This is a genomic window from Paraburkholderia sp. GW821-FHT02A12 (assembly GCF_059422005.1).
In genome coordinates this window covers 724509-750803 of the sequence record NZ_JBWKWA010000002.1, presented here as the reverse complement: position 1 = coordinate 750803, position 26295 = coordinate 724509, and the positions used below count along the sequence as shown (strand labels likewise).

The 26295-nt window shown below is 64.4% G+C and carries 23 protein-coding genes; 20 read left to right on the top strand and 3 right to left on the bottom strand.

Going from position 1 to position 26295, the window contains the following annotated elements; translation table 11 throughout:
* Positions 1 to 36: 36 nt before the first annotated feature.
* Complete coding sequence (gene nifA, locus AC07WT_RS24650) at positions 37 to 1755, bottom strand: nif-specific transcriptional activator NifA (RefSeq protein WP_494948949.1); 1719 nt, start codon at positions 1753 to 1755, stop codon at positions 37 to 39.
* Between the two features lie 319 nt (positions 1756 to 2074).
* On the opposite strand from nifA, the gene AC07WT_RS24645 reads away from it, so the two are divergent.
* From AC07WT_RS24645 to AC07WT_RS24590, 12 genes are all read left to right on the top strand, one after another.
* Positions 2075 to 3325 (top strand): IscS subfamily cysteine desulfurase, encoded by a 1251-nt coding sequence (locus AC07WT_RS24645; RefSeq protein ID WP_494948948.1) that lies wholly within the window; start codon positions 2075 to 2077, stop codon positions 3323 to 3325.
* 70 nt (positions 3326 to 3395) lie between these two features.
* On the top strand, positions 3396 to 3842 hold the full coding sequence (iscU, locus tag AC07WT_RS24640) for a Fe-S cluster assembly scaffold IscU (RefSeq protein ID WP_494948947.1): 447 nt from the start codon (positions 3396 to 3398) through the stop codon (positions 3840 to 3842).
* 28 nt (positions 3843 to 3870) lie between these two features.
* Positions 3871 to 4245, top strand: coding sequence for an iron-sulfur cluster insertion protein ErpA (gene erpA, locus AC07WT_RS24635; protein ID WP_494948946.1), 375 nt, complete (start codon positions 3871 to 3873; stop codon positions 4243 to 4245).
* A gap of 7 nt (positions 4246 to 4252) precedes the next feature.
* On the top strand, positions 4253 to 4576 hold the full coding sequence (gene iscA / locus AC07WT_RS24630) for an iron-sulfur cluster assembly protein IscA (protein WP_492593489.1): 324 nt from the start codon (positions 4253 to 4255) through the stop codon (positions 4574 to 4576).
* Between the two features lie 23 nt (positions 4577 to 4599).
* Positions 4600 to 6474, top strand: coding sequence for a Fe-S protein assembly chaperone HscA (hscA, locus tag AC07WT_RS24625; protein WP_494948945.1), 1875 nt, complete (start codon positions 4600 to 4602; stop codon positions 6472 to 6474).
* Between the two features lie 17 nt (positions 6475 to 6491).
* A complete protein-coding gene (locus tag AC07WT_RS24620) occupies positions 6492 to 6827 on the top strand; it encodes a 2Fe-2S iron-sulfur cluster-binding protein (protein ID WP_492593491.1) in 336 nt (111 codons plus the stop codon).
* A 284-nt stretch (positions 6828 to 7111) separates the two neighbouring features.
* Complete coding sequence (gene nifV, locus AC07WT_RS24615) at positions 7112 to 8248, top strand: homocitrate synthase (protein ID WP_494948944.1); 1137 nt, start codon at positions 7112 to 7114, stop codon at positions 8246 to 8248.
* A gap of 154 nt (positions 8249 to 8402) precedes the next feature.
* Entirely contained in the window at positions 8403 to 8741 is a 339-nt protein-coding gene (gene nifW, locus AC07WT_RS24610; RefSeq protein ID WP_492593493.1) for a nitrogenase stabilizing/protective protein NifW, read from the top strand.
* 16 nt (positions 8742 to 8757) lie between these two features.
* Positions 8758 to 9606, top strand: coding sequence for an electron transfer flavoprotein subunit beta/FixA family protein (locus tag AC07WT_RS24605; RefSeq protein ID WP_494948943.1), 849 nt, complete (start codon positions 8758 to 8760; stop codon positions 9604 to 9606).
* On the top strand, positions 9603 to 10706 hold the full coding sequence (locus AC07WT_RS24600; RefSeq protein WP_494948942.1) for an electron transfer flavoprotein subunit alpha/FixB family protein: 1104 nt from the start codon (positions 9603 to 9605) through the stop codon (positions 10704 to 10706). The genes AC07WT_RS24605 and AC07WT_RS24600 overlap by 4 nt, the downstream gene beginning before the upstream one ends.
* A 119-nt stretch (positions 10707 to 10825) precedes the next feature.
* Positions 10826 to 12136 carry an FAD-dependent monooxygenase gene (locus AC07WT_RS24595; protein WP_494948941.1) on the top strand — a complete coding sequence of 437 codons (1311 nt, stop codon included), beginning with the start codon at positions 10826 to 10828 and terminating at the stop codon, positions 12134 to 12136.
* On the top strand, positions 12133 to 12432 hold the full coding sequence (locus AC07WT_RS24590) for a ferredoxin family protein (protein WP_492593497.1): 300 nt from the start codon (positions 12133 to 12135) through the stop codon (positions 12430 to 12432). The genes AC07WT_RS24595 and AC07WT_RS24590 overlap by 4 nt, the downstream gene beginning before the upstream one ends.
* A gap of 120 nt (positions 12433 to 12552) precedes the next feature.
* On the opposite strand, the gene AC07WT_RS24585 is transcribed toward AC07WT_RS24590, so the two are convergent.
* The gene (locus tag AC07WT_RS24585) at positions 12553 to 14010 is read right to left on the bottom strand and encodes an NCS1 family nucleobase:cation symporter-1 (RefSeq protein WP_494948940.1); all 1458 of its coding nucleotides are present in this window, start codon (positions 14008 to 14010) and stop codon (positions 12553 to 12555) included.
* A gap of 654 nt (positions 14011 to 14664) precedes the next feature.
* On the opposite strand from AC07WT_RS24585, the gene AC07WT_RS24580 reads away from it, so the two are divergent.
* Positions 14665 to 16293 carry a hypothetical protein gene (locus AC07WT_RS24580; RefSeq protein WP_494948939.1) on the top strand — a complete coding sequence of 543 codons (1629 nt, stop codon included), beginning with the start codon at positions 14665 to 14667 and terminating at the stop codon, positions 16291 to 16293.
* 99 nt (positions 16294 to 16392) lie between these two features.
* Here AC07WT_RS24580 and gcvA read toward each other — a convergent pair whose 3' ends face one another.
* Entirely contained in the window at positions 16393 to 17286 is an 894-nt protein-coding gene (gene gcvA, locus AC07WT_RS24575) for a transcriptional regulator GcvA (RefSeq protein ID WP_492593500.1), read from the bottom strand.
* A gap of 203 nt (positions 17287 to 17489) precedes the next feature.
* Between gcvA and AC07WT_RS24570 the strand changes: the two genes are divergently transcribed.
* The 7 genes from AC07WT_RS24570 to AC07WT_RS24540 all read left to right on the top strand — a co-directional run bounded on the left by AC07WT_RS24570 (position 17490) and on the right by AC07WT_RS24540 (position 26294).
* The gene (locus AC07WT_RS24570) at positions 17490 to 18335 is read left to right on the top strand and encodes a transketolase (RefSeq protein ID WP_494948938.1); all 846 of its coding nucleotides are present in this window, start codon (positions 17490 to 17492) and stop codon (positions 18333 to 18335) included.
* Positions 18332 to 19330 carry a transketolase family protein gene (locus AC07WT_RS24565; RefSeq protein ID WP_494948937.1) on the top strand — a complete coding sequence of 333 codons (999 nt, stop codon included), beginning with the start codon at positions 18332 to 18334 and terminating at the stop codon, positions 19328 to 19330. Before AC07WT_RS24570 ends, AC07WT_RS24565 begins: the two co-directional genes overlap by 4 nt.
* 66 nt (positions 19331 to 19396) lie before the next feature.
* The gene (locus AC07WT_RS24560; RefSeq protein ID WP_494948936.1) at positions 19397 to 20161 is read left to right on the top strand and encodes an SDR family NAD(P)-dependent oxidoreductase; all 765 of its coding nucleotides are present in this window, start codon (positions 19397 to 19399) and stop codon (positions 20159 to 20161) included.
* Positions 20162 to 20304: 143 nt separating this feature from the next.
* Positions 20305 to 21348: a TRAP transporter substrate-binding protein gene (locus AC07WT_RS24555; protein WP_494948935.1), complete on the top strand. Its 1044-nt coding sequence runs from the start codon at positions 20305 to 20307 to the stop codon at positions 21346 to 21348.
* On the top strand, positions 21345 to 23213 hold the full coding sequence (locus AC07WT_RS24550; protein ID WP_494948934.1) for a TRAP transporter large permease: 1869 nt from the start codon (positions 21345 to 21347) through the stop codon (positions 23211 to 23213). Before AC07WT_RS24555 ends, AC07WT_RS24550 begins: the two co-directional genes overlap by 4 nt.
* Before the next feature lie 105 nt (positions 23214 to 23318).
* Entirely contained in the window at positions 23319 to 25307 is a 1989-nt protein-coding gene (tkt, locus tag AC07WT_RS24545; protein ID WP_494948933.1) for a transketolase, read from the top strand.
* Between the two features lie 30 nt (positions 25308 to 25337).
* Positions 25338 to 26294 (top strand): D-2-hydroxyacid dehydrogenase, encoded by a 957-nt coding sequence (locus tag AC07WT_RS24540; protein WP_494948932.1) that lies wholly within the window; start codon positions 25338 to 25340, stop codon positions 26292 to 26294.
* Position 26295 lies beyond the last annotated feature (1 nt).

Genomic DNA, 26295 nt, shown 5'->3' with positions numbered 1-26295 from the left:
AATCTCACACTGTGCGGGCGAAGCCTTCCACCCTGGTCAGAAGCGGCGAACCTCAATAGCGTATTTATGCAGCGCATAGCCCATCTGCCGGGGCGTGATGCCCAGCAGCCGCGCCGCCTTCGCCTGCACCCAGCCACAACGTTCCATCGCCCAGATCAACCGCTCGCGTTCGCCTTCCGGCTTCCCGGCTTGCGATGTCGCGAACGTGCGGTCGTCCGTCGCCGGGTCCAGCTCAGCGGCAACGTCCGTGGCCGTGCCGCCGGACCAGGCAGCCGGCGCCGACGGTGCATCCAGATCGTGATGCCCGTACGGCGGCTGCGACGACGGCACTTCGGTGATCGGAATGTCAGCCAGCCGCGCGGGACGCACGGCATCTTCGCGCTCGATGTAGTGCAGCACCTTCGTCAGGCAACGATCCTCCTGGCACAGGAACTTGAACCGGTCGATCACGCCGTCACGCGTCATGGTCGCCGTGCGCTCGACACAGTTCTCCAGCTCACGCACGTTGCCGGGCCAATAGCAGCTCGTCAGGACCCGCATCGCTTCGGTGTCGAAGCGCAGCGACTGCGAGTTTTCGCGGTTGAAACGGGCGAGAAAGTGCTGCGCCATCGCCGGAATATCTTCACGCCGCTCGCGCAGCGGCGGCAATTCGATGCTGACCACGTTGATACGGTAGTAGAGATCGGCGCGAAATTCGCCGGCCTTCACCATCCGCTCGAGGTTGCGGTTGGTGGCGAGAATCAGACGCACATCGACCTTCACCGGCGTCGTGCCGCCGACACGCTCGAACTCGCGTTCCTGCAGCACGCGCAGCAGCTTGGCCTGAAACGACGGCGAAATGTCGCCGATTTCGTCGAGGAACAGCGTGCCGCCGTGCGCCAGTTCGAAACGGCCCTTGCGCTGCCCCTGCGCACCGGTGAACGCGCCCTTCTCGTGGCCGAACAGTTCGCTCTCCAGAAGGGATTCCGTCAACGCCGCGCAATTGACCCGCACGAACGCCTCGCCGCTGCGCGGCGACAGATTGTGGATCGCACGCGCGATGACCTCCTTGCCGGTGCCGCTCTCGCCGCGCAGCAGCACGGTGGTCCGCGCCGGAGCGACCTGGCGAACCTGGGCGAACACCGCCTGCATCGCCGCCGAGACGCCGACCACCTGGTCGATCTGCTGAGCGGGCTTGATCGCCTTCTGCATGCGTCTGACTTCATCCTGCATGCTGTCGTGCGCCGCGCTGACGCTGCGCTGGAGCAGCAACGCCTGCCCCATCAGCGTCGCGACGATCTTCATCAGATGCAGATCGTCGGCGAACAGCCGGCTGGCACCGGGATTCACACAGTCGACGGCGAGCACACCCAGCGTGCGCCGGTCGGCGTGGATCGGCGTCGCGAGCATCGCGATGCACACCCCCGGCATCTGGTCCGCGCCGCCGGTGCGATTCAGGAACACCGGCTCATCGTTCACGTCCGGCACGATCACGCCGATGCCGCTCTTGAACGCGCGGCCGACGATGCCTTCGCCGGGACGAAACTGCAGACGCTGCTGCTCGTCGCGCGAAAGACCCGCGGCGCACAGGCCGCGCAGTTGACCGTCGGGTTCGGCCAGCACCACAAAAGCGCGCCGCCACTCCATCGTGTGCACAAGATAGTTCAGGGACTCGCGGAAGGTTTTTGCCACATCGAGCGACGAAACCAGCGTCTTGCTCACCTCGTAGACGCCGTCCAGCGCTTGCCGGGCAACGGCTGCCTGAATGTTCACCATGGATTTCTCCTTCGTGCGCTGCGCGCTTTCGATGCACCAGCGCAAGGCGCTAGATCGACGCAAAGGCACAGCATCGGAATCAAGCAATTTCTACGCCTGACGATTCAGCGATCGTGCATGTCAATCCCGCGTGCGGAACGACAAATCCGACAAAGAGAACAGCGGGAATCCTCGTTCGTCGCGCGCATCGATACAAAGACAACAGCGAGACCACAGCAAGACCACAGCGACCCCGCTGAAAGAGGCCACTCAGGCATGAAAGTCCGGTGGCATGGAAGTTGCCCTGAAGGTCGTACTACCCAGCCTTCAGGAGCCTGTGATGTCGGATCTCCAACGCGTCAGCACCGGCCTCCGTCCGCGCGGCGCCAACCCCGTGTACCTGGATCATGCCGCCACCACGCCGGTCGATCCGCGTGTGGTCAGACGCATGCTGCCCTACCTGACCGAGATGTACGGCAATCCCGCCAGCCGTTCGCACGCCTATGGCTGGGTCGCCGAGGAAGCGGTCGAACTGGCCCGTGAGCAGGTCAGCTCGCTCGTCAACGCGGACCCGCGCGAGATTGTCTGGACCTCGGGCGCGACCGAATCGAACAACCTCGCGATCAAGGGCGCGGCGCACTTTCATCGCGCCAAAGGCAATCACCTGGTGACGCTCGCGACCGAGCACAAGTCGGTGCTCGACACGATGCGCGAACTCGAGCGCGAAGGCTTCGAGGTCACGGTGTTGCCGGTGCAGGAAAGCGGCCTCGTGGACCTCGCCGTGTTCGAAGCGGCGCTCAAGCCGGGCACCGTGCTGGCGTCGGTGATGTTCGTCAACAACGAGACGGGCGTGATCCAGGACATCGCCGCGATCGGCGCGCTCTGCCGCGCCCGCGGCGTCCTGTTGCACGTGGATGCCGCCCAGGCCGCCGGCAAGGTGCCGATCGATCTCGCCGCCTTGCCGGTCGATCTGATGTCGTTCTCGGCTCACAAGATTTACGGTCCCAAAGGCATCGGCGCGCTGTATGCGGGCCGCCGGCCGCGCGTGCGGATCGCGTGCCAGATGCATGGCGGCGGCCACGAGCGCGGCATGCGCTCCGGGACGCTGCCCACGCATCAGATCGTCGGCATGGGCGAGGCGTTCTGGCTCGCGCGCGAAAACATGGCGTCCGACAACGCGCGCATTCAGGCGCTGCGCGACCGGCTGTGGAGCGGCTTCCAGAAGATCGACGCGGTGGAACTCAACGGCGATGCCGGGCGCCGCGCGCCCCACTATCTCAACGCGAGCTTCAACTACGTCGAAGGCGAATCGCTGTTGATGGGGATCAAGGAAGTTGCAGTTTCGTCGGGCTCGGCCTGCACGTCCGCGAGCCTCGAACCCAGTTACGTGCTGCGGGCGATGGGCCGCAACGACGAACTCGCGCACAGCTCGATCCGTTTTTCGATCGGCCGCTTCACCACGGCCGACGAGATCGACTTCACGATCGATCTGATCACCCAGGTCGTATCCCGGCTGCGCGCGATGAGCCCGCTCTGGGACATGGTGCAGGCCGGCGTCGACCTGCAGACGATCCAGTGGGCAGAGCACTGACGTGCTCGCTCCACCTGAGCACATGGACACCCGAATACTCGAGCATTCAACAACCTGCGCGGAGCACCTCATGGCATACAGCGACAAGGTCATCGATCACTACGAGAACCCCCGCAACGTCGGCGCGTTCGATCCGGACGCCGCGAACGTCGGCACCGGCATGGTCGGCGCGCCGGCGTGCGGCGACGTGATGCGGCTGCAGATTCGCGTCAACAGCGAAGGCGTCATCGAAGATGCGAAGTTCAAGACCTACGGCTGCGGCTCGGCGATCGCGTCGAGTTCGCTCGTCACCGAGTGGGTGCGCGGCCGCACGCTCGACGAAGCGCTCGCGATCAGGAACACGCAGATCGCCGAGGAACTGGCGCTGCCACCGGTCAAGATCCACTGCTCGATTCTCGCCGAGGACGCGATCAAGGCGGCCGTAGCCGACTTTCGCTCACGTCAGGCGATTCAAGGCGCAGCAGCCGACGGCCTGCAACTCGCCGAGCAACCGGCCTGCTCGTCCAACCCGAACTGAACCAATTCAAAGCCTGAGAGGAACCTCCATGGAAACGCTCGCCCAACCTGCTCCCGCCACCTCCGGCGTCATGCCCGGTCTGCTCGAATTCACGCCTCAAGCCGCCGCGAAAGTCGCCTCGCTGATCGAGGAAGAAGGCAATCCCAACCTGAAGCTGCGGCTGTACGTGTCCGGCGGCGGCTGCTCGGGCTTTCAGTACGGCTTCGCGTTCGACGACCAGGTGGCGGACGACGACATGCAGACCGTCACCGACGGTGTCACGCTGCTGGTCGATTCGATGAGCCTGCAATACCTGCCCGGCGCGCGCGTCGACTATGAAGACGGCCTCGAAGGTTCGCGCTTCGTCATTCACAATCCCAACGCGCAGAGCACTTGCGGCTGCGGCAGCTCGTTTTCCGTGTGAGGCAATCATGGCAATCTCACTGACGCCCGCCGCCGCGAGGCATGTCGAGAAATCGCTGCGCAAACGCGGCAGCGGCATAGGACTGCGCGTCGCGGTCAAGACGAGCGGCTGCTCGGGCTTCGCGTACGCGCTGGAATTCGTCGACGCGGCCAACGACGAGGACCAGCGCTTCGAAGCGCACGGCGTGACCGTGGTCGTCGATCCGCGCAGCCTGACCATGCTCGACGGCACGGAACTCGACTTCGTGCGTGAAGGGCTCAACGAAGGCTTCAAGTTCCACAACCCGAACGCCAAGGCGAACTGCGGTTGCGGCGAAAGCTTCGCGGTCTGACACTCGAGCACAAGGACGCGCACATGGCCCTCCTGCAGATCGCCGAACCCGGACAAAGCGCCGCGCCGCACCAGCACCGTCTGGCGGCGGGGATCGACCTCGGCACCACGAACTCGCTGGTCGCCACCGTGCAGAGCGCGGTGGCCCGGGCATTGCCCGATGAGGACGGTGCATGGCTGTTGCCGTCGGTCGTGCGCTACACGCGAGCCGCTGAGCCGGAGGTCGGCCGCCCGGCGCAGACGCGCCAGGCCGAGGACCCGGTCAACACGATCGTTTCGGTCAAGCGCTTCATGGGACGGCGCCTGGCCGACCTGCCGGAAGCCGACTCACTGCCCTACCGCTTCGTCGACCAGACGGGCATGGTCGGACTCGCCACGGCTGCCGGCGAGCGCTCGCCCGTGCAGGTGTCGGCTGACATTCTGCGGACCTTGCGGGTACGCGCCGAAGCGTCGCTGGGCGGCGAACTGGCGGGCGTCGTCATCACGGTGCCGGCCTATTTCGACGACGCGCAGCGCCAGGCAACCCGGGACGCGGCACGCCTCGCTGGCCTGACGGTGCTGCGGCTGCTCAACGAACCGACTGCCGCCGCGATCGCGTACGGCCTCGACCACGCAGCCGAAGGCGTGTTCGCGATCTACGACCTCGGCGGCGGCACCTTCGACATCTCGATCCTGCAGTTGTCGAAGGGCGTGTTCCAGGTGCTGGCCACTGGCGGCGACTCGGCCCTCGGCGGCGACGACTTCGATCGCGCCATCGCGCAGTGGTTCTGCAACCGGCACGGTGTCGCCAGCCTCGCCATGCTGGCTCCGTCGGCGCAGCGCAGTCTGATGATGGCCGCACGCGCGGCGAAAGAGGCGTTGTCGCAGGCCGGGACGGCGGTCATCGCGCTCGCGCAGGCCGATCGCAGCATCTGGCACGCGGCGCTGTCGCGAGCGCAGTTCGCCGAACTGGGCGCCGCGCTCGTCGCACGGACCCTCGCCGCTACGCGGCGCGCGCTGCGCGACGCGAAGCTCGGCATTGCCGATATCGACGGCGTGGTGCTGGTCGGCGGTTCGACGAGGATGCCGCTGGTGCGGGACGCCGTGCAGGAATTTTTCGGTCGCGAACCGCTCGCCGACATCGATCCCGACCAGGTGGTCGCGCTCGGCGCGGCGATCCAGGCTGATGTGCTGGCCGGTAACGGCAATGGCGACGGCTGGCTGCTGCTGGACGTCTGTCCGCTGTCGCTCGGCATCGAAACGATGGGCGGGCTGGTCGAGAAAATCATCCCGCGCAATTCCACGCTGCCGACCGCGCGCGCGCAGGAGTTCACCACGTTCAAGGACGGACAGACGGCGATGTCGTTGCATGTCGTACAGGGCGAACGGGAGAGCGTCGCGGACTGCCGTTCGCTCGCCCGCTTCGAGTTGCGCGGTATCCCGCCGGCGGTTGCCGGAGCGGCGCGCGTGCGCGTGAGCTTTCAGATCGACGCGGACGGCCTGCTCGCGGTCACCGCGCGGGAACAGACCACCGGCATCGAGACGCAAGTCGAGGTCAAGCCGTCCTACGGACTGACCGACATCGAGATCGCCGCGATGCTGCAGCAGGCCATCGAGGCGTCGCTGCCCGACATGCAGTTGCGCACGTTGCGCGAAGCGCAGATCGACGCACGCCGTCTGCTCGATGCAACCGAAGCCGCGCTGGACAGCGATGCTGCGCTGCTGTCCGCCGACGAACTGGCAGCCGTGCGGCGCGCGATGTTCCAGGTCGGCGAGGCGCTGGAGACCGCTGCGCCCGTCGATCTGCTCAAGGCTGCGTCGACGGGTCTCGCGTCCGTGACCGAAGAGTTCGCTGCACGGCGCATGAACGCGTCGATCCGCAACGCACTCGCCGGACGCAACCTCGATACCCTCGTCTGAGCCGGGAACCCGACCCCATGCCGCGCATCCGCATTCTTCCCCACCCCGATCTCTGCCCGCACGGACAGGACCTCGACGTGCGGCGCGGCACGTCGCTGTGCGAGAGCCTGCTCGCGTCCGGCGTCGCGATCGAGCACGCTTGCGAGATGGTCGCTGCGTGCGCCACCTGCCATGTGTACGTGCGCGAAGGCGGTGCGTCGCTGGCGCCTCCTGACGACGAGGAGAACGACCAGCTCGACCATGCGTGGGGCCTCGACGCGCAATCGCGTCTCGCATGCTGCGTGAAGCTGCGCGACGCCGACCTGACGATCGAACTGCCGCGACATACACGCAACCTCGCGCGCGAGCATTGAGGGGATGCATCGCGTTGATCCCGTCAGCGCCGCTTGGCTGATCGCGCGCATCGCGTTGGGCATCGCGTTTGGCATCGCGTTTGGCAGCGCTTTCTGCAGTGCTGCGTTCATCGCTTCACCTGGCTGTTCGAAACAAGACATTCGCGACAGGTCTTCGTTGCGACCGTTTCATCGGAACACCGATGAATCCCGGAAAGCACCCACTGCAGGCGCCAATACAAGACAACCACGCATGGCACAGCACTTGCAAACAGTGTGATCAAAGGCCAAAAGGACAACTTCTCATGTCGAATCCGATCATCAACGACACCACGCTGCGCGACGGCGAACAGACCGCTGGCGTCGCCTTCACGGTTGCCGAAAAATGCGCGATTGCCGAGGCGCTCGCACGCGTCGGCGTACCCGAGCTTGAAATCGGCATCCCTGCGATGGGTGCCGAGGAAATCAATTGCATCCAGACCATCGTCGCGCTGAATCTCGACGCCGATCTGATGGTCTGGGGCCGTCTCACCGACGCGGACCTGGCGTCGGCCCTGCGCTGTAATCCCGACATCATCCACCTGTCGATTCCCGTTTCCGATATCCACCTTCAACACAAGTTGCGCCAGCCCCGCTCATGGGTGCTGGCGCAGGTGAATCGCGTGATCAGCGCCGCCGTCAAAAGCGGCCGTAAGGTTTCGCTGGGCGCGGAGGATGCCTCGCGCGCGGACCCCGCGTTCCTCGCCGACGTGGCGCGGCGCGCGCAACAGTGCGGCGCGCAACGCATCCGCTTTGCGGACACGCTCGGCGTCCTCGATCCGTTTTCGACCTATGAAGCGATTGCGCGACTGCGCGACGCGGTCGATCTGGAAATCGAAATCCACGCGCACAACGACCTCGGGCTCGCGACCGCGAACACCCTCGCCGCACTGCGCGCCGGCGCAACCCACGCCAACACCACCGTCAACGGTCTGGGCGAACGCGCCGGCAATGCCGCACTGGAGGAGATCGTGATGGGTGTGCGCCATATCATGGGCCGCGACACCGGCGTCGACACGACCGCGCTATTGAGCATCTCGCGGCTCGTCGAGCGGGCTTCAGGACGCCAGGTCGCGCTGAACAAGAGCATTGTGGGCGGCGGCGTATTCACGCACGAGTCCGGCATCCACACAGACGGGCTCGCGAAGAATGCCTCGACTTACGAGAGCTTCGATCCCGCCGAACTCGGCCGCGAGCGCTCGGTCGTGCTCGGCAAGCATTCGGGTTCGCAAAGCGTGCGCCAGGCTTATGACGCGCTCGGCCTGCCCGTCAGCGAAACGCTTGTCGCGCTGCTGCTCAGCCGTATCCGCCACCATGCGGCCCAGCACAAGCAGGCGCCCAGCGCCGCCGACCTGTATCGCTTCCTGATCGAGGTGCGCGACACCGCCGGGGAATTGTCATGAGCGACGACGTGGCCGGCGTCACGAAGCGCGTCGCGCACCCCGAACCGTCGGGCACGACACCGCCGTGCGCCACGAGCGGCGCCTGCGACAGGTACTGCGCCGAGCTGACGTTCTCCCCACCCCCATCCTCATCCGCTTGCGAGGAGTAAACGCGATGGAAAGCTTTGTCCAGCAACTCAAGGCGCTGTCCTCAGCCGAGGACTTTCTGCAGTTCTTCGGCATTCCGTTCGACCAGAAGGTCGTCAACGTGAGCCGGCTGCATATCCTCAAGCGCTTTTTCCAGTACATCCGGCAACAGGACGCGCTGCCGGAAAGCGACGAGCCCGCGCTGTTCGCGTCGTATCACGCGCTGCTGCTGAAGGCTTACGGCGACTTCGTCACTTCGACGCCGGCCCAGGAAAAAGTGTTCAAGGTGTTCCAGGACACCCATGGGCGGCAGCACGTTTCACTCGACAGTCTGCGCGCGTCGCTGCCCGCGCGCACCGTTGCCTGACAGGCGGAGCAAGACCATGCACATCGTCGTCTGCATCAAGCAGGTCCCGGACTCGGCGCAGATCCGCGTTCATCCGGTCACCAACACGATCATGCGCCAGGGCGTCCCGGCGATCGTCAACCCGTACGACCTGTTTTCACTCGAAGAAGCGCTGCGGCTGAAGGACCGCTTCGGCGGCAGGGTCACGATGCTCTGCATGGGGCCGCCGCAGGCCGAGGATGCGCTGCGCAAGTGCATCAGCTTCGGCGCCGACGACGCCGTGCTGGTCACCGACCGTGCGTTCGCGGGCGCGGACACGCTGGCTACGTCGTACGCGCTGGCGGCAGGCATCCAGCAGATCGCGAAGGAGCAGGCGGTGGACATCGTGTTCACCGGCAAGCAGACGATCGACGGCGACACCGCGCAAGTCGGCCCCGGCATCGCCAAACGCCTCGGGCTGCAACTGCTGACCTACGTGTCGCGCATCGTCGAGACCGATCTCGACGCGCGCACGATTACCGTCGAGCGACGCGCCGAGGGCGGCGTGCAGGTGCTCAGGACCGCGCTGCCGTGCCTGATCACGATGTTGGAGAACACCAACGAACTGCGCTTCGCGACGCTGCCCGCGATGATTCACGCGGCCGGCTATCCGGTGCGCAAATGGAACCGCGAACAGGCCGGCATCGAAGACCTCAGCAAGATCGGCCTGAAGGGCTCGCCGACGGTGGTCAGCAAGGTCTTCGGCCCGACGCCGCGCAGCGAGAAAGCCGAGCTGCTCGATCTCGACGCATCGAGTCTGCGCGACGTGTCGGTGAACCTGCTGCAGAAGATCTTCACGCGCCATCCCACCCTGGAAGCCGACCTGCTGATGAAGGAGGGATCATGAACGCACCCGCCGCCCCCGCGAAGAAACCTGCCGGCCGCGCAGGACGCAACCTCGAACTGCCGGAACATCTGAAGGCCTACAAAGGCGTCTGGGTCTTTATCGAGCACGACCGCGGACATGTGCACAGCGTCTCGTGGGAACTGCTCGGTGAAGCGCGCAAACTGGCCGACACGCTCGGCAGCCGCGTGGGCGTCGCCGTGCTCGGCGGCGCGGACGAACCGCTCGAACAGTTCGCCGCGCAAGCCTTCACTTACGGCGCGGACGATGCTTACATCGTCCACGACCCGGTCTTGCACGGCTACCGCAACGAGCCGTTCACGAAGGGGCTGACCGATCTCGTCAACCGGCATCAGCCCGAGATCCTGCTGCTCGGCGCGACGTCGATGGGCCGCGACCTCGCCGGCTCCGTAGCCACGACGCTCCTGACCGGGCTGACCGCCGATTGCACCGAACTCAACATCGATCCCGCCTCGCGCGCGCTGGCGGCGACGCGCCCCACCTTCGGCGGCTCGCTGCTGTGCACGATCATGACGCTCGCGTACCGTCCGCAGATGGCAACGGTGCGTCCGCGCGTGATGCCGATGCCGCCGCGTGACACCGCGCGCACCGGCAACATCGTCCAGGCAACGCTGGGGATGATCGAGACGGACATCGTCACGCGGCTGCTCGACTTTATCCCTGACGCGAGCAGCAACCGGATCAACCTGCCCTATGCGGACGTGATCGTCAGCGGCGGCAAGGGGTTGAAGAATCCGGAGAACTTCAAGCTGGTGTTCGAACTGGCGAATCTGCTCGGCGGCGAAGTGGGCGCGACCCGGCCCTGCGTGCAGGCCGGCTGGGTCGAAGCGGAACGCCAGGTAGGACAGACCGGCAAGACGGTGCGGCCCAAGCTCTACATTGCCGCCGGCATCTCCGGGGCGATCCAGCACCGCGTGGGCATGGAAAGCGCGGACGTAATCGTGGCGATCAACACCGACCCGAACGCGCCGATCTTCGATTTCGCGCACTACGGCATTGTCGGCAACGCGCTGCAAGTGTTGCCCGCGCTGACGCAGGCTTTTGCGGAGCATTTGTCCCGGCGCCGCAAACAGGCTGCCTGAGGAGCGCCCCCAGACCTGTCGCTGCGCGCCAGGCCCCCCGAGGGGGTGCGATCCCCCAGGGGGACTTCCTTCGGGGCGGAAAACTTGGGGCGGCCCGGCATTTTCTCAGGAGAATCACGATGAAAAAACCTTCACAGTTCGATGCGATCGTGGTCGGTGCCGGTCCGTCCGGCAACGCCGCCGCTTACACGATGGCCAAGGCAGGCCTGAAAGTGCTGCAGATCGAGCGCGGCGAATATCCCGGCAGTAAGAACGTGCAGGGCGCGATCCTGTACGCGAAGGCGCTCGAAGAGATCATCCCGGACTTCCGCGACGATGCGCCGCTGGAGCGCCACATCATCGAGCAGCGGATGTGGATGCTCGACGACACGTCGTTTGTCGGCACCCATATGCGCAGCGAGGAGTACAACAAGCCGCCCTACAACCGCTACACGATCATCCGCGCGCAGTTCGACAAGTGGTTTTCATCGAAAGTGCGCGAAGCCGGCGCACTGCTGATCTGCGAGACCACGGTGAAGGAACTCATCATGGACGGCGATCAGGTCGTCGGTGTGCAGTGCGATCGCGAGCATGGCGATGTCTACGCGGACGTGTTGGTGCTCGCCGACGGCGTGAATTCGACGCTCGCGCGCAAGGCGGGCTTTCATGGAGAGATCGAGGCCGGCAACGTCGCGCTCGCGGTCAAGGAGATTCTCTTCATGCCCGAGGAGACGATCCGCCAGCGCTTCAACATCGGCGAGGACGACGGCGTCGTGATCGAGATGGCCGGCAGGATCACCGACGGCATGATGGGCACCGGCTTCCTTTATACCAACAAGGAATCGCTCACCATCGGCGTGGGCTGCATGCTAAGCGACTTCAAGAAAAACCCCAACCGCACGAGCCCCTACGTGCTGCTCGAAAAGATGAAGCGGCACCCGTCGATCGCACCGCTGATCGCGGGCGGCGAGATGAAGGAGTATTGCGCGCATCTGATTCCGGAAGGCGGTTTTCACGCGATCCCGCAGGTCTACGGCAACGGCTGGATGATCGTCGGCGACTCGGGTGGCTTCGTGAACGCCGCGCACCGCGAAGGCTCGAATCTCGCGATGACCACAGGGCGCCTCGCCGCCGAAACGGTGATTCACGCGAAAGCTGCGGGTCACGGCTACCGCGCGGGCACGCTCAAGGCCTACAAGGCCGCGCTCGATCAGAGCTTCGTGATGAAAGACCTGCACAAGTACCGCGACATGCCGGCCGTGCTGCACCAGAATCCGCAGTTCTTCACGACCTACCCCGACCTCGTGGCGCGCGCCGCGCGCACGATGATCACGGTCGACGGCAAAGACAAGAAAAGCAAGGAGCGCGAAATCTTTTCGAGCTTCCGCAAAGCCCGTTCGCTTGCCGGCATGGTGGGTGACGCCTACAAACTCCTGAGGGCCTTCCGATGAGCACCCTACCCGTCAACGTAGAGGACAAGCTGTTCCAGAACCGTTACCGCGTCGATGCAGGACGGCCGCACATCCGCATCAAGGATGCCGACGTCTGCCTGAGCGAGTGCAGCGCGAAGAGTTGCACCTTCGTCTGCCCCGCGTCGTGCTACAAGGCCGAAGGCAACGGCGCGGTGACGTTGATCACCGACGGCTGCCTCGAGTGCGGCAGTTGCCGCATTCTCTGTACCGATCACCAGAACATCGAGTGGGACTACCCGCGCGGCGGCCACGGCATCCTGTTCAAGTTCGGTTGAGGGACACGCCATGGCAGACAGCGCAATGCTGTCGTTGTGTCAGCGAGGTAGGCTGTCTGTTGGAAGCCGATGCGATGGAGCTGGACGCGGATCATCACGTCCAGCTACCCATCAAGACCCTCAAGCGCGGGTCGGTGCGACCGCGGTACGCGGCCGCAGCGTGGCCATGATCAGGTACATGCCGCCGCCGATCAGCACGCCGAAGAACCAGCCATAGGTATTCCACCAGACCGGCAGCAGGTTGGTGAAGTTGGGCAGGAAGGTCGAAAACACGCTGCCGACCGCCGTCGCGGCCAGCGCGTTGACGTTCCAACCGCCTTCGTAGCGGTACTCGCCGTGCTCCTGGTAGAGCGCCGCGACGTTGATATTGCCCTTGGCGACCAGATAATAGTCCACCAGGATGATCCCGAGCAGCGGGCCCATCGTGGCGCCGATGGCGTTGACGAAGTGCGCGGCGTTGCCTTCCCACGGCGCGAACGGGTAGAGCACCAGCGCGATGACCGCGGCGATGTAGCCGCCCTTCTTGAAGCTGACCCGCTTGGGGAACACGTTGGAGATGTCGAACGCCGCCGAGACGAAATTGGCCACCACGTTGATGCCCAGCGTGGCGACTGCGAAGGTCAGCGCCGCGATGAGCGCCAGCACCCAGCTGTCGAACCTGGCTGAGATCTGCTCGGGGTGCAGCAGCACGTCGCCGTACACCTTGAACGCGGCGATGGTGGTGACGCCGGCGACCAGCGAGAACGCGATCAGGTTGACCGGCAGGCCCCACAGATTTCCTTTCTTCACGGCGTTGCGGTTCTTCGCGTAGCGCGAGAAGTCGCAAAAGTTCAGGTACAGCGCCGCGAAGTAGGTAATCCAGGTCGCGCCCACTGCCATCAGCGCCCAGAACGAGCCGGGCTCGCCGCTGACGCCGGCGTCTCTGGTCTTCTCGAGCAGCACGTTCATCGGAATGCCATGGTCGAACGAGAAGCCGCGTGCCTTGACGCACAGGCCGATCGCCAGGATCAGCATCGCGACCCACACCGCCGGTCCGGCCCAGTCCTGGAATTTGCGCACCGTTTCCATGCCCTTCTGGATGATGAGCAGCTGCAGCGCCCAGATGATCACATAGCAGATCACCTCCAGCCCCGAGTGGCCGAGGAAGTGCGTGCCCTTGTGGAACGCCATCAGGCTGTCGCTGCGGATCAGCAGCGCGAGCACCGCGCCCGAAGCCGCTGCCGTCTGCGCGCCGTACCAGAAGCAGGCCACCACGGCGCGCACCAGCGCCGCCAGGTTAGCGCCCCACACGCCGAAGGAGGCTCGCGCCAGCACCGGGTAAGGCACGCCGGTCTTCTCGCCGGCGTAGCCGATCAGGTTCATCAGCGCGAAGATCACCAGCGAGCCGAGCCCGATCGCCAGCACGAAGTTGATAAAGCTGCCGCACAGCAGGAACAGGCTGGCGGCGAGGTAGTAGCCCCAGAGGCTGTGCACGTCCGAGGTCCAGACGTTGAAGATGCTAAAGGCACCCCAGTTGCGCACCCTGGCGGGCGCGAGATCTTCGTTGTACAGGCCGGGAGAAGGGTTGCGAATTTCCATCTGTGATCTCCTTTGAGTTCGTGGAACTGAGGAAACACCGCCAGACGCCCCTGGGCGGCGATGCCCCCGCGTCTGAAACAAGCTCGTATGCAAGAACTGTATGTACTTTGCCGCACAGTTATGAATGGGTTAACCCTTAATCCAGATACATGCCGGCGCAAGCCAACCGTTCGATCCCACGCACAATGAACGCAATCGCAAGTTCGTCGTTGCTGTCTATATGACCGCGCCGATCAATAAAATTGTGCGCCACTCACCGTTGCTGCGTCCGGTCCTCATCCATCAGCGGCCATTCGATTGGCGACGATGCAAGTCGCTTCATCGGCCAATGGATGCGGCTGTGCCTTGTGTCCAATTCCACTCGAGCGACTGCGTTGGGGGCTAGTGGCCGAGCGGCTGCGATCGGTCTGCGCGTTCGATCCGTTCGTGAAAATGTGAAGCAGCTTAGGGTTTCCGAGCTTGTTGGCACGTATCGCCTTGGCTAGAACAAAGAGAGTTCGCCAATCAACTCCTCCTGTCAGAGTCGTCCGCGGCGACCCGAGCCCTCTCAAACAGCAATGTCACCGCGACGGGCAACACCGCCTGGCCGCCCAGCACCACCATTTGCGACGATCTCGCGTGAGGTTTGCCCTTCGCCCTGCGGAGGAGGTCATCATGCATCACAAGCAGCTAATCAGCGCATGCGTGCTCGCGGCCCTTGCGGCCGCTCCGGCGCTTGCCCAACACGAAGAACACGCCGCTGCGGAGACGGGTGGCGAGAAGTTCGGCACCGTGAAGTTCCCCACTTCATGCAGCCCTGCGGCACAAGTCCAGTTCGAGAAGGCACTGGCGATGCTGCATTCATTCTTTTACCCGTCGACGCTCAAGGCGTTCGAGGCCGTGACCCGGATCGATCCGCAATGTGCAATAGCGTACTGGGGCCTTGCGATTGCCCAGCGCCAGAATCCGCTGGTCCCGCCTTTCGACGAGGCGGCACTCAAGCGCGGCTGGGAAGCAGTGGAAAAGGGCTTGGCGCTGGATCCCAAGACCGAACGGGAGCGCGACTGGCTACTGGCAGCCGAGGCGTTTTACAAAGACTACGACAAGGTCCCCCAAAGCCAGCGAACGTTGGCGTACGAGCACGCGATGGCGCGCTTGACGCAGAAATATCCCGACGATTCGGAAGCCGCGATTTTCTACGCGCTTGCGCTCAACGAGGCCGCGCAGCCCAGCGACAAGACGTACGCTAATCAACTCGAGGCTGCAGCGATCCTGGAGAAAATCTACCGTGAGCAGCCCGACCACCCCGGTGTCGCGCACTACTTGATCCACAGCTACGACTACGCACCGCTCGCGCAACGCGGGCTGCCGTTTGCCAACAAATACGCGCAAATCGCCCCGGCGGCGCCGCACGCACTGCACATGCCCTCACACATCTACTCGATGCTCGGCATGTGGGAACCATCCATCAAGTCGAACGAAGCGGCGCTGAAGGTAATGCAGGAAGAAGCCGCCAGAAGCTGGCCGGGCGCCACCCACCCATCGGCACCCCATTCATGGGATTTCATGGAGTACGCCTATCTACAGCTGGGCCAGGACGCGCGTGCACGACAAGTCCGTGACGACGCCAATGCTGCCACGAAATTTCCATTTGACCGAGTGGCAACCTATACCGCGCTGGCAGCCATTCCGGCACGCTACGCACTCGAGCGCGGCGCCTGGCAAGAGGCGGCCACGCTCGAGCCGCGCGCCAGCCGCTGGCCGCAAGCCGAGGCAATCACGTATTTCGCCCGCGCGCTAGGCTGCGCTCGCAGCGGGAAGGCGGACATGGTGCAGACGAATATCGACATGCTCACGCAGTTGCGCGCCAAGCTCGAACAGTCAAACCAGCCTTACTGGGCCGAGCAGGTCCAGGTGCAGATCCTGGCCGCTTCGGCGTGGCTGGCGCATGCCCAGCGCAAGGACGATCAGGGGCTCAAGCAGATGCGCGCCGCGGCCGACCTGGAGGACAGCAGCGAAAAGCACGTCGCGATGGAGAACAGGCTTTACCCGATGCGCGAGCTGCTGGGCGAGATGTTGCTCGATCTGAAGCGACCTGCCGATGCGCTGAAGGAATACGAGGCATCGATGCAAGCAACCCCCAACCGGCTGCGTGGCCTGTATGGCGCGGCGAAGGCGGCAGACCTGGCGCACGATAAACAGAAGGCGCAGCTCTACTACGGGAAGCTCGTCACGCTCACGCAAAACGCGGACACGGTACGGCCGGAGGTACACCTGGCCAAGCTGTATCTTGACCAGCATTAAGGCGGCCAGCATTGACCGATGCACCTTGAAAGCTGTCGTTGAGGCATCCCCAACACCAGCCGCAATAACAGGAATAGCAAGCGCCTTTCCACCCGCCACTTAGTCTGCCTCAAGCTCCGCAAACAGCCAGTCCTGAAAGCTGCGCAGCTTCGGCAAATCCGCACGCGACTTCAACAGATTGAGCGTGTAGCCATTGACCTTCAATCCTTCGAAACCCAGCGGCGCCACCAGCGTGCCCGTCTGCAATTCCCGTTGCACCAGCAGCAGGCTCTCGAGACACACGCCCATGCCATCGGCCGCCGCGCTGATTGCCATGAAAGAGCGGTCGAAGCGTGGGCCGCGTGTGATGTCGAGGACGATCCTGCGATACATGCGCATCCAGTCCCGCCACCCCACGAGACACCCTTCGCTATGGATCAGCGTGTGATGCCGCAGATCCGCCACGCTGCGAATCGGATGCTCGCCATTCGCAAGCCGCCGCGAGCACAGCGGCACGATGGTTTCGAGCGGCAAGTCGAGCACCATGGTGCCCGCCGGCTGCAGCCGCCGCGCGCCATAGCGGATATCGATATCGACGGATTCCTTGATCAGGTCCACGGGCGCCGACGAAGCGTTCAGGCGAACGTCGATGTCCGGATGCAACGCGCTGAAACGCGCAAGGCGCGGCATCAGCCATTGCGTCGCGAAGCTCGGCGTCGCGTGCACGGTGAGGATATCGCTCTTCTCGACCCGGCCGATGTCGCGCGTCGCCTTGTCGATGCGCGCGAACGCCGCGCCGATTTCCTCTGCGTATTGGCGGCCCGTGTCAGTGAGGATCACTGCGCGATGCACGCGATGAAAGAGCCGCACGCCCAACTGGTCCTCGAGGAGCTTGATCTGATGACTGATCGCGGAAGGCGTCACGAACAGTTCGTCTGCCGCAAGTGCGAACGACGAAAGGCGCGCAGCGGCCTCGAAGGCCTGAATGGATTTGAGTGTGACCCGGTTGTGCATCGCAGCACCTGCATGAATTCAATTCACCGATGAGCCACTTTAATTCGTTTGAGCCGATCTGTTCAAGCGGATACGCTTTTACTCACTCGCAGCGCTCTTGAAACAAGGGATTACCCGAATCTGCGAGCACGACGAAATATCCCGCCACGAACCACCTGGCGTCTGGCTTCTGACAAGCCGGGCGCTGCCAGAAGGAGACACGCGTGAATACGAGCGAAGCCGGGCGCACCGCCCAACTCGCGGAACACGCCTACCGCATCCGCCGCAATGCGCTGCTGATGGGCGAAGTACAGGGCCAGGGCTATATCGGCCAGGCGCTCGACATCGCGGACGTGCTGTCCGTCGCCTACTTTGGCGCGATGCGCTACCGCCCCGAAGATCCCGAATGGGAAGGACGCGACCGCTTCCTGCTGTCCAACGGCCACTACGCGATTGCGCTTTACGCCGCGCTCTTCGAAGCCGGCATCCTGCCCGCCGATGAACTCGAAACCTACGGCAGCGACGATAGCCGTCTGCCAATGTCGGGCATGGCGAGTTACACGCCCGGCATGGAAATGTCCGGCGGCTCGCTCGGCCAGGGTCTCACGATCGCCGTCGGCCGCTGCCTTGGTCTGAAGCGCAAGGGCTCGGACGCTTTCGTGTACACGCTCTTCTCCGACGGCGAACTCGACGAAGGCGCGATCTGGGAAGGAATCATGTCCGCGGCGCACTGGAAGCTCGACAACCTGATCGCCATTGTCGACGTGAACAACCAGCAGGCCGACGGTCCGTCGACGCAGATCATGGCGTTCGAGCCGCTCGTCGAGAAGCTCGAAGCCTTCGGCTGGTACACGCAGCGCGTGGACGGCAACGATATCGAAGCCGTCGCGCGCGCGTTCGACAACGCCCGCAATCACGACAAGCCGCAGCCGCGCATCATCGTCTGCGATACGAAGATGGGTTGCGGCGTGCCGTTCCTCGAAGAACGCGAGAAGAACCATTTCATCCGTGTCGATGCGCATGAGTGGAAGCTCGCGCTCGAAGCACTCGACGCCGGGAGACAAGCATGAGTACCCTCGAAAAGAAGCCGCGCCTGAAAACCTCCGCGATGATCGCATCGATTGCGTCCGAAGGCCAGGCCACGCGTTCCGCGCCGTTCGGCCATGCGCTCGCCGAACTGGCGCGCACGAAGACGAACGTGATCGGCATGACGGCCGACCTCGGCAAATACACCGACCTGCACATCTTCGCGAAGGAATTCCCCGAGCGTTACTACCAGATGGGCATGGCCGAGCAATTGCTGATGGGCGCCGCGGCGGGCTTCGCGCACGAAGGCGCACAGCCCTTCGTCACGACCTATGCCGTGTTCGCCACGCGCCGTGCGTACGACTTCATTCACCAGACGATTGCCGAAGACAACCTCGACGTGAAGATCGTCTGCGCGCTGCCGGGCCTGACGACAGGCTACGGCCCGAGCCACCAGGCGGCGGAAGACCTCGCGCTGATGCGCGCGATGCCGAACCTGACGGTGATCGATCCGTGCGATGCGCTCGAGATCGAGCAGATGGTGCCCGCGATCGCCGCGCACAAAGGCCCTGTGTATGCGCGTCTGTTGCGCGGCAACGTGCCCGTCGTGCTTGACGAATACGACTACCGCTTCGAGCTCGGCAAGGCGAAGCTGCTGCGCGACGGCAACGACGTGCTGCTGATCTCGTCGGGCATCATGACGATGCGCTCGCTCGAAGTCGCGGCAGCACTCGCGGCCGACAACATCGGTGTCGGCGTGCTGCACGTGCCGACCATCAAGCCGCTCGATACCGCGACGATCCTGCGCGAAGCAAAGCGCACCGGCCGCATGGTAATCGTTGCCGAGAACCACACGGTGATCGGCGGGCTGGGCGAAGCGGTTGCGCGCACGCTGCTCGGCGCGGGCGTCACGCCACCGTTCCGGCAGATCGCGCTGCCCGACGAGTTCCTCGATGCCGGCGCACTGCCCACACTGCACGACCGCTACGGCATCTCGACGGAAACGATGTGCGACACCATCAAACACTGGCTCGGCTAGGCAACGCCGCCAGCCGCCACAACGACCCTACTGGATTCACTCATTTACTATCAGGAGAACAGCATCATGTCAGAGTCGCGTCTTCTCGACGGCAAGGTCGCCGTCATTTCCGGTGCGGCATCGCTCCGCGGTATCGGCATGGCCACCGCGCGGATGTTTGCGAAGCACGGCGCAAAGGTCGCCATCCTCGACCTCGACGCCTCGGCGGCACGCGACGCGGCGGCATCGATCGGCCCTGAGCATCGCGGCTACGCCTGCAACGTCACCGACCGGCAGGCGTGCCAAAGCGTCGTCGAACAGATCGTCGCCGACTTCGGCGCGATCGACGCGCTCATCAACAACGCGGGAATCACCCAAGCCGTCAAGCTGCTCGACATCGACTCGGAAAGCTGGGACCGTATCCTCGACGTGAACCTGCGCGGCGTGCTGTATCTTTCACAGGCCGTCGTGCCGCAGATGAAGAAGCAGAAGAGCGGTTCGATCAGCTGCATGTCGTCGGTATCGGCGCAACGCGGCGGCGGCATTCTCGGCGGCCCGCACTACTCGGCCGCGAAAGCGGGTGTGCTCGGCCTCGCAAAAGCGATGGCGCGCGAACTCGGCCCCGACGGCATTCGCGTGAACTGCGTGACGCCCGGCCTGATCCAGACCGACATTAACGCGGGCAAAATCGACGACGACAAGCGCGGCGAGATTCTCGCGGGCATTCCGCTGAACCGTCTCGGCGTACCCGACGATGTCGCGGGCGCATTCCTGTTTCTCGCGTCGCCGATTTCGTCGTACATCACGGGCGCCGTCATCGACGTGAACGGCGGCATGCTGATTCACGGTTGATGCAGTACAAGCGCGTGCGGCCGGGTCCGGCCAGCCGCACGTGTAAAACAGTGGCCGGGCACAGACAAGCGCGCCGCAGAGCGTGTCGTCGCAAAAAGACAATTACACCGATACATCACCAATCCGTATTGGAGGAGCACATCATGAGAACCCGCTCGATCATCCGCAGCGGCATGAACCGACGCACGTTCCTGAAAGCGAGCGCGAGCGTTGCCGCCGCCGCACCGCTCTGGGGCTTGTCGCCGCGCCGCGCATCGGCCGCCGACTTCTCGTACAAGCTCGCGACGGGCCAGGACCCGACGCACCCGGTCAACGTCCGCGCGCAGCAGGCGTGCGACAAGATTCGCGCCGCGACGGGCGGCAAGCTCGACATCAAGGTCTTCCCCGCGAACCAGCTCGGCTCGGATACCGATCTGCTGTCGCAGGTGAGAAGCGGCGGTGTCGAGTTCTTCAATCAGGCCTCGTCGATTCTCGCGACGCTTGCGCCCGCCGCAGGCATCGTCAACACGGGCTTTGCGTTCCCCGACTACGACACCGTGTGGAAAGCGATGGACGGTGATCTCGGCAGCTACATCCGCTCGCAGATCGAAAAGACGGGCATCGTCACCGTGTCGCGTCCGTGGGACAACGGCTTCCGTCAGGTGAGTTCGTCGACGCGCGTCATCAAACAGCCGGAAGACCTGAAGGGCTTCAAGATCCGCGTGCCGCAGGCGCCGATGCTCACGTCGCTCTTCAAGGCGCTCGGTGCCGGCCCTGCACCGATCAATTTCAATGAACTGTATTCGGCGCTGCAAACGGGCGTCGTCGAGGGACAGGAGAACGCGCTTCCCATCATCGCGACAGCCAAGCTCTACGAAGTGCAGAAGTCGATCAGCCTCACGTCGCACGTGTGGGACGGCTACTGGATTCTCGGCAATCGCCGCGCGTGGGAAAAACTGCCCGCCGACATGCGCGCCATCGTCACGCGCGAATTCGAGGCGGCGGGGATGCTGCAACGCGCGGACATCGCGAAGCTGAACGGCACGCTGCGCAATGACCTGAAGGCCAAGGGCATCAACCTCGTCGATGTCGATCGCCAGTCGTTCCGCGATGCCTTGCGCAAAACGAGCTTCTATAGCGACTGGAAAGCGAAGTATGGCGACCAGGGCTGGAGCCTGCTCGAAAAGTACGTCGGAAAACTGGTATGAACACCATGCACACCGTTACTTTCCCTCATCCGTCGCCGCGCCGCATCGCCGGTGCGATCGATACCGTGCTCGGGCACATCGTGGAGATTCCGGCTGCGCTGCTGGTGGTTGCTGAAATCTTCGTGCTGCTGGCGGGCGTGACGAGCCGCTATCTGCTGCACACGCCGCTCGTCTGGTCCGATGAACTCGCGTCGATGCTGTTCCTGTGGCTCGCGATGCTCGGCGCCGTGGTCGCCTTGCGGCGCGGCGAGCATATGCGGATGACAGCGCTCGTCGGCAAGGCGTCGCCTTCCGTGCGCGCGTTTCTCGACGTGGTGGCCATCGCCGCGCCGCTCGCCTTCCTGCTGCTGGTGATCGGCCCCGCTGTCGACTTCGCGCAGGACGAAGGCTTCATCACGACGCCCGCGCTCGAAATCTCGAATGCGTGGCGCGCGGCGGCGCTGCCGGTCGGCTGTGCGTTGATGCTTGCCGTCGCGTGTCTGCGCCTGATCCGCACGGCCAACTGGCAAATGACGGTCGCCGCGCTCGCGCTGGTGGCCGCGATTGCGGGCGGCTTCGTCGCGGTGAGTCAGCTGCTGCACGATCTGGGCAACGTGAACCTGCTGATCTTCTTCGTGGGCCTCGTCGCGTTGTGCGTGCTGTCCGGCGTGCCGATCGCATTCTCGTTCGGGCTCGCAACGTTCGGTTATCTCGCGCTGACGACGAGCACGCCGCTTAGCGTCGTCGTCGGCCGCATGGACGAAGGCATGTCGCATCTGATCCTGCTGTCGGTGCCGCTCTTCGTGTTCCTCGGGCAACTGATCGAGATGACGGGCATGGCCAACGCGATGATCGCCTTCCTCGCGAGTCTGCTCGGCCATGTGCGCGGCGGGCTGTCGTATGTGCTGGTCGGCGCGATGTATCTGGTGTCGGGCATCTCCGGCTCGAAGGCCGCCGACATGGCAGCTATCGCACCCGTGCTGTTCCCGGAGATGAAGGCGCGCGGCGCCAAGCCTGGCGATCTGGTCGCGCTGCTCGCCGCCACCGGCGCACAGACCGAGACCATTCCGCCGAGTCTCGTACTGATCACGCTCGGCTCGGTGACGGGCGTGTCGATCTCCGCGCTCTTCACGGGCGGCATGCTGCCAGGCATCGTGCTCGCCATCACGCTGTGCGCCGTCGTCTGGTGGCGCTACCGCAGCGACGATTTGTCGGGCGTGCGTCGCGCAACGCGCGGCGAGGTGCTGCGCAAACTGGCTATCGCCACGCCCGCGCTTGCGCTGCCGTTCGTGATTCGCCTCGCCGTTGTCGAAGGCGTCGCGACGGCGACCGAAGTGTCCACGATCGGCATCGCGTATGCAGTGCTCGCGGGCCTGCTGATCTATCGACGCTTCGAATGGGCGCGCCTGAAGCCGATGCTGATCGACACGGCCGCGCTGTCCGGCGCGATCCTGCTGATCATCGGCGCGGCAACGGGCATGGCATGGGCGCTCACGCAGTCCGGCTTCTCGGGCCAGCTCGCGCAGACGATGGCAGCCCTCCCCGGCGGCACCGCGATGTTCATGGCCGCGTCGGTGCTCGTGTTCGTCGTGCTCGGCAGTGTGCTCGAAGGCATTCCCGCCATCGTGCTGTTCGGCCCGCTGATGTTCCCGATCGCCCGGCACATGGGCATTCACGATGTGCACTACGCGATGGTCGTGATCCTGTCGATGGGCGTGGGTCTGTTCGCGCCGCCGTTCGGCGTCGGTTACTACTCGGCGTGCGCGGTGAGCCGCATCCATCCTGACGAAGGCATGAAGCCGATCGTCGGCTATATCGCGGCGCTGGTGATCGGCCTGATCGTGGTCGCCGCCGTGCCCTGGATTTCGATCGGGTTCCTGCACTGACGCACTGCGCTGCGTCTGGCAACCGGCGCAGCGCCCTTTCCACTATCCATTTTTTTCACTCAAGCGATAGCCGCCGCCCGACGGGCGCAGCGGCAAGGAGAAGTCATGTCCGCACTCATGCCGTTGCGCGAAACGCTGCCGCTCGCCAACGCGATCCGCTTTCTAGCCATCGACGCCATCGTGCGCGCCGGCGAAGGCCATCAGGGCGTGCCGCTCGGCATGGCCGAAATCGCGACGGCGCTGTTCACGCAGCATATGAAGTTCAACCCCGCCGATCCGCAGTGGCCCGACCGCGACCGCTTCGTGCTGTCGAACGGACACGGCTCGATGCTGCTCTATGCGCTGCTGCATCTGACGGGATATGCGCAGTTCGGCATCGACCAGATCAAGACCTTTCGCGAGATGGGTTCGCATTGCGAAGGCCATCCAGAATTCGATCCGGCCGCCGGGATCGAAGTGACGACGGGGCCGCTCGGACAAGGCATCGCGAACGCGTTCGGCATGGCCGTCGCAGAGGCTTATCTGAATGCGAAATTCGGTCCCGGCATCGTGAACCACTACACGTATGCGTTCGTCGGCGATGGCTGTCTGCAGGAAGGCGTCGGCCAGGAAATGATCTCGCTTGCGGGGCATCTGAAGCTCGGCAAGCTGATTCTCTGCTGGGACGACAACCGCATCACCGATGACGGCAGCACGTCGCTGTCGATCAGCGAGGACGTGAGCGAACGCTTTCGTGTCGCCGGCTGGCATGTGATCGAAGTCGACGGACACGATATGGAGACTGTTTCAGCAGCGCTGGCGGAAGCGAAACGCGATCCGCGTCCGTCGATGCTCGCCTGCCGCACCGTCATCGGGCGCGGCATTGCACGCCTGCAGGGGCAACGCGGCGGACACAGCGGCAAACTCTTTGAAGCCGATGCCGACGTCGCGCGCAACGAACTCGGTTGGCCGCATGCGCCGTTCGAAATCCCGCACGACGTACTCAAGGCATGGCGCGCCGCCGGCCGAAGCAGCGAAAACGAATATCGCGCATGGCACGAACGTCTGGCCGCATTGCCCGACGATGCGCGCGCCGAATTCGAGCGCATTCAGGCAGGCCGCCTGCCCGAGGGCTGGCAGCGCGTGCTTGACGACTATCGCCACCAGGTTGTCGAACGTGGGGAAGCCCAGGCGGGCATCATGATTTCTGCCGAGATCAACGATCTGCTCGCGCTATTGCCGGAACGCATGGTCGGTTGCGCGGACCTCGAAGCGCCGACCAGCCACAAGCGCAGCCTGCATGCGTTCACCGCCGAGGATCGCAGCGGCGCATACGTGCACTGCGGCGTGCGCGAGCATGTGATGGGCGCGATGGCGAACGGCATGGCTGCGCACGGCGGCGTGATACCGCTTGCCGTCACTTACCTCGCCTTCTCCGACTATGAGCGGCCCGCCATGCGTATGGCCGCGCTGATGGGCCTACCCGTGAAGTTTGTATTCAGTCACGATTCGATTGGCGTCGGCAAGAACGGGCCGACGCATCAACCGGTGGAGATTCTTGCATCGTTGCGCGCGATGCCGAACATGTATGTGTTCCGTCCCGCCGATGCCGTCGAAGCCGCCGAATGCTGGGCGCTCGCGTACGAACATCGCAGCGGGCCGAGCACGATGGTGTTCGCGCGGCAGACGCTGCCGCTCGTGCGCACGCGTCATAGCGCCGACAATCTGTGCGCACGTGGCGGCTATGTGCTTGCCGAGGCCGAAGGCGGCAAGCGGCGTGTCACGTTGCTCGCGACAGGGTCGGAAGTCGCGCTCGCCGTCGCTGCGCGCGAACAGCTACAAAAGGAAGGCGTGCCGACCGCGGTCGTTTCGCTGCCGTGCTGGGCGTTGTTCGACGAGCAGGACCGCGGGTATCGCGACGCGATGCTCGGCGTGAATACGGTGCGCGTCGGCATCGAAGCCGCCGTGCGCTTCGGCTGGGACCGTTATCTCGGCGAGCGCGGCGGTTTTGTCGGCATGACGGGATTTGGCGCGTCGGGGCCGGCCGATGCCTTGTACGAGCACTTCGGCATCACGCCGGCGCATATCGTCGCAGAAGCGCGGCGTCATTTCTAATCCGCTTCAATCCGCTCAACAGGATCCAGCATGCAAAAGATCGTCTTTCTCGACCGCGCCACGCTCGCACCGCAAATCAGGCTGCCGCGCCCGGCATTCGAGCACGAACTCGTCGAATACGACCATACGCAAGCCGGTCAGGTCGCCGCGCGCCTCGATGGCGCAACCATCGCGATCACAAACAAGGTGCCAATAACTGCCGACGTGTTCGCGAAGCTGCCGGCATTGAAGCTGGTGGCCGTCGCGGCCACGGGCACCGACTGCGTCGACAAGGACGCATGCAAGAGGCATGGCGTCGCGGTTTCGAACATTCGCGGCTACGCGATGAATACCGTGCCCGAGCATACCTTTGCGTTGATGCTCGCGCTGCGGCGCAATCTGATCGCGTATCGCGATGACGTGCTGAACGGGGAATGGCAGAAATCCGGGCAGTTCTGTTTCTTCAATCACGCGATTCACGACCTGGGTGGCATGACGCTCGGGATCATCGGCGAAGGCGTGCTCGGCCAACGCGTCGCGGAGATTGCGAAGGCGTTCGGCATGCGTCCGCTGTTCGCGGCGCACAAGGGGCGCGAAGGGCTCGGACCGCTCTATACCCCGTGGGACGAAGTGCTCGCGACAAGCGACATCATCACGATTCACAGCCCGCTTACGCCGCAAACGCGCGGCATGCTGGCGATGCCGGAATTCCATGCTATGAAGCGAAAGCCGCTCATCATCAATACGGCGAGAGGCGGGCTTGTGGATGAAGAGGCGCTGGTGCAGGCGCTTGACGACCAGTTGATCAGTGGCGTGGGGTTCGATGTATTGGCGAGTGAACCTCCGGATGCCAATAATCCGTTGATGCGAATCGCGGGGCTGCCGAACGTGATCGTGACACCGCATGTGGCGTGGGCTTCGGACGAGGCGCAGCAGAGGTTGGCGGATCAGCTGATGGAAAACATTGGCAGCTTCGTGCGCGGGGAGTCGGTGAATAGGGTTGTTTGAG

What these genes read in the sequence shown, in the direction of transcription:
- nifA (WP_494948949.1), bottom strand. Translation starts at nt 1,755, where the DNA reads ATGGTGAACATTCAGGCAGCCGTTGCCCGGCAAGCGCTGGACGGCGTC.
- AC07WT_RS24550 (WP_494948934.1), top strand. Translation starts at nt 21,345, where the DNA reads ATGAACACCATGCACACCGTTACTTTCCCTCATCCGTCGCCGCGCCGC.
- AC07WT_RS24555 (WP_494948935.1), top strand. Translation starts at nt 20,305, where the DNA reads ATGAGAACCCGCTCGATCATCCGCAGCGGCATGAACCGACGCACGTTC.
- AC07WT_RS24605 (WP_494948943.1), top strand. Translation starts at nt 8,758, where the DNA reads ATGCACATCGTCGTCTGCATCAAGCAGGTCCCGGACTCGGCGCAGATC.
- hscA (WP_494948945.1), top strand. Translation starts at nt 4,600, where the DNA reads ATGGCCCTCCTGCAGATCGCCGAACCCGGACAAAGCGCCGCGCCGCAC.
- nifW (WP_492593493.1), top strand. Translation starts at nt 8,403, where the DNA reads ATGGAAAGCTTTGTCCAGCAACTCAAGGCGCTGTCCTCAGCCGAGGAC.
- AC07WT_RS24560 (WP_494948936.1), top strand. Translation starts at nt 19,397, where the DNA reads ATGTCAGAGTCGCGTCTTCTCGACGGCAAGGTCGCCGTCATTTCCGGT.
- AC07WT_RS24580 (WP_494948939.1), top strand. Translation starts at nt 14,665, where the DNA reads ATGCATCACAAGCAGCTAATCAGCGCATGCGTGCTCGCGGCCCTTGCG.
- iscU (WP_494948947.1), top strand. Translation starts at nt 3,396, where the DNA reads ATGGCATACAGCGACAAGGTCATCGATCACTACGAGAACCCCCGCAAC.
- AC07WT_RS24540 (WP_494948932.1), top strand. Translation starts at nt 25,338, where the DNA reads ATGCAAAAGATCGTCTTTCTCGACCGCGCCACGCTCGCACCGCAAATC.
- nifV (WP_494948944.1), top strand. Translation starts at nt 7,112, where the DNA reads ATGTCGAATCCGATCATCAACGACACCACGCTGCGCGACGGCGAACAG.
- AC07WT_RS24620 (WP_492593491.1), top strand. Translation starts at nt 6,492, where the DNA reads ATGCCGCGCATCCGCATTCTTCCCCACCCCGATCTCTGCCCGCACGGA.
- AC07WT_RS24565 (WP_494948937.1), top strand. Translation starts at nt 18,332, where the DNA reads ATGAGTACCCTCGAAAAGAAGCCGCGCCTGAAAACCTCCGCGATGATC.
- AC07WT_RS24595 (WP_494948941.1), top strand. Translation starts at nt 10,826, where the DNA reads ATGAAAAAACCTTCACAGTTCGATGCGATCGTGGTCGGTGCCGGTCCG.
- erpA (WP_494948946.1), top strand. Translation starts at nt 3,871, where the DNA reads ATGGAAACGCTCGCCCAACCTGCTCCCGCCACCTCCGGCGTCATGCCC.
- AC07WT_RS24645 (WP_494948948.1), top strand. Translation starts at nt 2,075, where the DNA reads ATGTCGGATCTCCAACGCGTCAGCACCGGCCTCCGTCCGCGCGGCGCC.
- AC07WT_RS24590 (WP_492593497.1), top strand. Translation starts at nt 12,133, where the DNA reads ATGAGCACCCTACCCGTCAACGTAGAGGACAAGCTGTTCCAGAACCGT.
- AC07WT_RS24600 (WP_494948942.1), top strand. Translation starts at nt 9,603, where the DNA reads ATGAACGCACCCGCCGCCCCCGCGAAGAAACCTGCCGGCCGCGCAGGA.
- AC07WT_RS24585 (WP_494948940.1), bottom strand. Translation starts at nt 14,010, where the DNA reads ATGGAAATTCGCAACCCTTCTCCCGGCCTGTACAACGAAGATCTCGCG.
- gcvA (WP_492593500.1), bottom strand. Translation starts at nt 17,286, where the DNA reads ATGCACAACCGGGTCACACTCAAATCCATTCAGGCCTTCGAGGCCGCT.
- iscA (WP_492593489.1), top strand. Translation starts at nt 4,253, where the DNA reads ATGGCAATCTCACTGACGCCCGCCGCCGCGAGGCATGTCGAGAAATCG.
- tkt (WP_494948933.1), top strand. Translation starts at nt 23,319, where the DNA reads ATGTCCGCACTCATGCCGTTGCGCGAAACGCTGCCGCTCGCCAACGCG.